Here is a 1,115-nt window from a genome sequence, read left to right as displayed (position 1 = left end):
GGAACGCGGTTATTCCGTTGCCGAAGTATCCGACCGTCTGGGCGTTTCTGCGCACAGCCTCTACAAGTGGCTACGGGCTATCAAGCCTGATAACAGCGAACAGCATGCCCGGGATTTACTGGAAGCCAAAAGCGAGATCCTGAAACTACGGGCGCAGCTAAAACGCACCGAAGAAGAACGGGATATCCTGAAAAAGGCCGCGCGGTACTTTGCAAGGGAGCCCGACTGAAGTACCGCTTTATCAATGAGCACCGCACTGTATGGGGTGTGATGACGATGTGTCGGGTACTGAATGTCGCCCGGGCCGGGTTCTATGCGTGGCTGCACAACCCGGTCTCGGCGCGTGATAAAGATAACCAGCGTCTGCTGACGCTTATCCGTGACTCATATTCGCTGAGCGGAGGTGTATACGGTTACCGGCGGGTTTATGGCGACCTGAACGAAATCGGGGAAACCTGCGGCAAAAACCGGGTGGGTCGTATTATGCAACTGAACCGGATCAAAGCCGTACGCGGCTATAAAGCGCCACGTCGTATCGCCGGCAGACCTTCAGTGGTCGCTCCTAATCGCGTGCAGCGGCAGTTTACCGTTGTCCGGGCCAATCAGGTCTGGGTCACCGACATCACTTACATCCGCACCTGGCAGGGCTGGTTGTATCTGGCGGTGGTTATCGATCTCTTCGCCCGTAACGTGGTCGGCTGGTCGATGAAGCCCACTCTCTCACGTGAACTGGCGCTCGACGCGCTGATGATGGCCGTCTGGCGTCGAAAACCGGACGGCGAGGTCATCGTACACAGCGATCAAGGTAGCCAGTATGGCAGTGACGACTGGCGGCGCTTCTGCCGGGCCAATAACCTGGCCCCGAGCATGAGCCGGCGTGGCAACTGCTGGGATAATGCGGTGGCCGAATCGTTCTTCAGCTCACTGAAAAAAGAACGCATCAGGAAGAGAATATACAAAACCCGGGATCTGGCCCGGGCGGATATCTTCGATTACATTGAAGTCTTCTATAACCGGTCCCGGCGCCACAGTCATCTCGGCGGCGTCAGTCCGCAGGCCTTTGAACAGGCCTCGTCGTGAGGACAGAATTTGTCTACTGGCGTGGGGTCAGTCCA

Annotated in this window: 1 protein-coding gene; it reads left to right on the top strand. The window is 57.1% G+C overall.

Annotated elements, in window-relative coordinates:
• Nucleotides 1–1,080, top strand: a protein-coding gene (locus NG42_RS21600; RefSeq protein WP_206542087.1) for an IS3 family transposase whose coding sequence is annotated in 2 segments (ribosomal slippage) — nt 1–191 and nt 191–1,080 — 1,081 coding nt annotated over the 2 segments. Because the reading frame shifts where the segments join, the coding sequence is not laid out codon by codon here. This gene is flagged as partial in the annotation.
• Nucleotides 1,081–1,115 lie beyond the last annotated feature (35 nt).

Source organism: Winslowiella iniecta, assembly GCF_001267535.1.
Lineage (GTDB): Bacteria > Pseudomonadota > Gammaproteobacteria > Enterobacterales > Enterobacteriaceae > Erwinia > Erwinia iniecta.
This window is presented reverse-complemented; position numbering and strand designations above follow the sequence as displayed.